The organism is Intrasporangium sp., assembly GCF_051961875.1.
Classification (GTDB): domain Bacteria; phylum Actinomycetota; class Actinomycetes; order Actinomycetales; family Dermatophilaceae; genus Intrasporangium_A.
Genome location: NZ_JBQCCV010000236.1, coordinates 1 through 4,204 on the forward strand (window position 1 = coordinate 1; position 4,204 = coordinate 4,204).

General features: G+C 71.0%; 4 protein-coding genes. 3 read left to right on the forward strand and 1 reads right to left on the reverse strand.

Going from position 1 to position 4,204, the window contains the following annotated elements; translation table 11 throughout:
* Positions 1-48: 48 nt before the first annotated feature.
* Positions 49-180: a hypothetical protein gene (locus ACTHJJ_RS14025; protein WP_440303557.1), complete on the reverse strand. Its 132-nt coding sequence runs from the start codon at positions 178-180 to the stop codon at positions 49-51.
* 137 nt (positions 181-317) lie between these two features.
* Here ACTHJJ_RS14025 and ACTHJJ_RS14030 point away from each other — a divergent pair, with 137 nt between their 5' ends.
* From ACTHJJ_RS14030 to ACTHJJ_RS14040, 3 genes are all read left to right on the forward strand, one after another.
* Positions 318-1,550 (forward strand): deoxyguanosinetriphosphate triphosphohydrolase, encoded by a 1,233-nt coding sequence (locus ACTHJJ_RS14030; RefSeq protein WP_440303558.1) that lies wholly within the window; start codon positions 318-320, stop codon positions 1,548-1,550.
* Positions 1,551-1,625: 75 nt separating this feature from the next.
* Entirely contained in the window at positions 1,626-3,539 is a 1,914-nt protein-coding gene (gene dnaG / locus ACTHJJ_RS14035) for a DNA primase (protein ID WP_440303559.1), read from the forward strand.
* Positions 3,539-4,054: a hypothetical protein gene (locus tag ACTHJJ_RS14040; protein WP_440303560.1), complete on the forward strand. Its 516-nt coding sequence runs from the start codon at positions 3,539-3,541 to the stop codon at positions 4,052-4,054. Before dnaG ends, ACTHJJ_RS14040 begins: the two co-directional genes overlap by 1 nt.
* The last annotated feature ends 150 nt before the right edge of the window (positions 4,055-4,204 follow it).

Genomic DNA, 4,204 nt, shown 5'->3' on the forward strand with positions numbered 1-4,204 from the left:
TGGCGCGGCGGGTGGTCCCGTCGCGTGCTCGGTTCTGCGGCATACCGCCTAGCGTTTGTCGCGGGGCGGGATGATGTCGTGGTGGGCCCGCTGGTCTTCCTTCGCGTGCTTGTCGGCACGCTTCTGCTTGATCGACTTGCCCTTCTGCGACATGTGCGACCGCGGTGACTTGTCCGGCATGACTGCTCCTCGATCCGGAGGCCCCTGACACCCTCCTCGCCAGTATGCGCCGTCCCCTCGCCGGTATGCCGCTGAGTTTCCGCTCGCTCACCCCACACCTCCCGCTCGCGTGGCCGGACGCCCCCTAGAGTCAGGGCGTGGCGTACTCGGACCTCGACCGCGAGCGCTGGGTGGCTGAGGACCCGGCGCAGAAGCGGGCCGACCGCGACGACTTCGCCCGGGACCGCGCCCGGGTCGTCCACTCCGCCGCGCTGCGGCGGCTGGCCGCCAAGACGCAGGTCCTCGCGCCTGGCCATGACGACTTCGTCCGCAACCGGCTCACCCACTCGCTGGAAGTGGCGCAGATCGGTCGGGAGTTCGGCGCCGCGCTCGGCTGCAACGCCGACGTCGTCGACACGGCCTGTCTCGCGCACGACCTGGGTCACCCACCCTTCGGTCACAACGGGGAGGCGGCCCTCGACGAGATCGCGGCGGGCATCGGCGGCTTCGAAGGCAACGCACAGACGCTGCGGATCCTCACCCGGCTCGAGGCGAAGCGCAACCACCCCGACGGGCGGCCCGCCGGCCTCAACCTGACGCGGGCCAGTCTCGATGCGGCGACCAAGTATCCCTGGCGTCGAGGCGAGGGCCCCTATGAGACAGGCAAGTTCGGTGTCTACGACGCGGACGTGACCGTTTTCGACTGGTTTCGGACCGGTGCCCCCGCGGACGTGAGATGTCTCGAGTCCCAGGTCATGGACTGGTCCGACGATGTCGCCTACTCGGTCCACGACGTCGAGGACGCCATCGCGTCGGGTTGGTTCGATCCGCGCATCCTGCGGTCCGCGATCGAGATGGCGCCGGTCCTCGACGTGGCGGGCCGCACCTACGCGCCCGATCTCGACCGGGACGCGCTCGGCACCGCCCTCGAGCGACTGTTGGCGTCCGGAGCCATCCCTGGTGCCTACGACGGCTCACGGGCCGCCCTCGCCCTGCTCAAGGACATGACGAGCCGCCTCATCGGGCATTTCGTCCGTGTCGTCGAGGACGCGACGCGGGAGCGCCACGGGCCGGGCGCGCTCACGCGGTTCGCCGCCGACCTCGTCATCCCCGACGCCACGCGCGCCGAGTGCGCGGTCCTCAAGGCGGTCGCCAACCACTTCGTCATGACGACCGACGCGCGTCTTGCCGCGATGGCCGAGCAGCGCGAGGTCGTGCGGGCACTCTTCGAGGCGTATGCCGCGGAGCCGGAGGCACGCCTCGACGGGGACCTCCGCGAGGACTTCCTGGCAGCCGGCGGCGACGACGAGCGGCTCCGGGTGCTCGTCGACCAGGTCGCCGCCCTGACCGACGTGCGGGCCCTGGCCCTCCATCGGCGTTGGGTCTGCTGAGGTGTCCGACCTGTGCGTCGGCGGGGTGTCGATGCACCCTGACGACCTACACTCACGATCAGTGAGAGGAGGGGCATGGCCGGCCTGATCAACAGCGACGACATCGCGACCGTCAAGGAGCGGTCCTCGCTGGAGGACGTCGTCCGCGAGCACGTGACCCTGCGCCGGTCCGGCTCGCGCCTCGTCGGCCTCTGCCCGTTCCACGACGAGAAGAGCCCCTCGTTCGGCATCAACCCGACCGCGGGCTTCTACCACTGCTTCGGTTGCGGCGAGGGCGGCGACGTCATCTCCTTCGTCCAGAAGGTCGAGAACCTCTCCTTCACCGAGACCGTCGAGCGCCTCGCCGAGCGCCTCGGGATGGAGCTGCGGTACGAGGGCGGGGGCGGCCGGCCCCAGGAGTCCCACGGGAAGCGCTCGCGGCTCGTCGAGGCGCACCGGGTCGCCGAGGAGTTCTACACCGACCTGCTCCTGCACCAGCAGGCCGCCCGCCCGGGCCGCGACTTCCTCCGGGCCCGCGACTTCAACAGCACCCACGTCAAGCAGTTCGGGATCGGCTTCGCCCCACGCGGCGGGGAAGAGCTCGTCCGGCACCTCCGCGCCAAGGGCTTCACGGACGACGAGCTCGTCATCGGAGGCCTCGCCGGGCGGGGGAGCCGTGGACTCTACGACCGCTTCCGGGGCCGGCTCATGTGGCCGATCCGGGACATCACCGGTGACACGATCGGTTTCGGTGCCCGGCGGATCTTCGACGACGACCGCATCGAGGCGAAGTACCTCAACACCGCCGAGACGCCGATCTACAAGAAGTCGTCGGTCCTCTACGGGCTCGACCTCGCCCGCAAGAAGATCTCGAACGAGCGGCGGGCCGTCGTCGTCGAGGGCTACACCGACGTCATGGCCTGCCACCTCGCGGGGGTCGAGACGGCCGTCGCGACGTGTGGCACGGCCTTCGGCGCCGACCACATCCAGATCCTGCGACGCCTCATGCGCGACGAGCCCGGCGTCGCCCCGGCCCGGGTCGTCTTCACCTTCGACGGCGACTCGGCCGGGCAGAAGGCCGCGATGCGGGCCTTCCGGGACGACCAGAAGTGGGCCTCGCAGTCCTTCGTCGCCGTCGAGAAGTCCGGCAAGGACCCCTGCGAGCTGCGCCAGTTCGAGGGCGATCCAGCCGTCGTCGCGCTCATCGAGGACGCGGTGCCGATGTTCGAGTTCGCCGCGCGCACGACGATCAACCGGTTCGACCTCGCGACGGCGGAGGGCCGGGTGCAGGCCCTGCGCGCCGTCGCCCCCATCGTGGCCACGATCCGCGACCAGTCCCTGCGTCCCGAGTACACCCGGGAGGTCGCCGGCATGCTCGGCGTCGAGGTCGAGCAGGTCGCCCGAGAGGTGAGCCGGGCCGGCAAGGTCACTCTCCAGGACGACCGGACTGAGCGGCATACCTCCGCGGCGGAGGACGTCGCGGAGCCGGGGCCGAGTGAGGGGCACCTGCCGATGCCCGACCCCCGCGACCCCGTGGTCGCCGCGGAGCGGCAGCTGCTGCAGGTGCTGCTCCAGTTCCCGACCGTCCTGCGCCCCGGAGCGATCGACCTGCTGACCCCGGAGGCCTTCTCTGCTCCGGCGCACCGCGCCATCTTCGACGGCATCCGCACCGTGCATGCTGCTGGTGGCTCCCCGTCCGGCCGGGCGTGGACGTCCGGGGTCACGGAGGCGGCGCCCACCGCCGTCGCGGGACTGATCAGCGAGCTCGCGGTGGCCTCGGTCCCGACGCGGATGGACGCGCTCACCGGGCTGCCGACGTCGCGCTACGTGGAGGAGCTCTTCGCCCGCGTGCGCACCATCGGCCTGACCCGCCGGATCGCGGACGCGATGAGCGAGCTGCGGCGGCTCGAGCACGCCGAGACGCCGGACCATGACCGGTCCCGTCAGCTCGGTGTCGAGCTGCAGGGGCTCCAGCGCGAGCTCGCCGCCATCAAGGAGGGGATGAGCTGATGCCACTCTTCAGGCGGCGGGGCGAGGGCCGGGCCGGAGTCCTGCGCCAAGCCGTACCGCTTGGGCACGGAGAGCAGCTCCTCGCCTGGGCCGAGGACGCCCAGAGCGGGAACCATGTCGTCGTCACGACACACGACCTGGCTCTCGTCGACGTCGACTGGCACCTCGTCTGGCGGCGGCCCTTTCACGAGGTCGACACCGCCACGTGGCACCCCGACTCCGACCTGCTGACGGTCACCTGGGTCGACGGGAGCCGGCCGGTCCAGTGGACGATCCGGGAGTCGGCGCTCTTCAAGCAGGCGCTGCGGGAGCGGGTCCAGGCGAGCGTCGTCCTCGCCGACGAGTTCCACACCGACACCCGCCGCCGGGTTCGCGTCGTGATCCGGCAGGACCTCGCCACGGGCCGTCTGCTCGAGCAGATCATCGGCGGCCGCGGGACCGACCTCGGCGACCCGGAGGTGCGGGCCGAGGCCGAGAAGCGGCTGCGCGTCCTGCGTTCCGAGGTGGGGCGCTGACGCTCCGTTCCCGGTGTCTGAGGGCTCCGTTCCGGGGTCGTCCAGAGGCGTGAGGAGATGGGCGGGAGTGGCTCGTGAGCCGATTTAATGCTCGGCCGATTCCTTTGCTATGGTTGCCCGGCAGCGATCCCCTGTAGCTCAACTGGCAGA

What these genes read in the sequence shown, in the direction of transcription:
- ACTHJJ_RS14025 (WP_440303557.1), bottom strand. Translation starts at nt 180, where the DNA reads ATGCCGGACAAGTCACCGCGGTCGCACATGTCGCAGAAGGGCAAGTCG.
- dnaG (WP_440303559.1), top strand. Translation starts at nt 1,626, where the DNA reads ATGGCCGGCCTGATCAACAGCGACGACATCGCGACCGTCAAGGAGCGG.
- ACTHJJ_RS14040 (WP_440303560.1), top strand. Translation starts at nt 3,539, where the DNA reads ATGCCACTCTTCAGGCGGCGGGGCGAGGGCCGGGCCGGAGTCCTGCGC.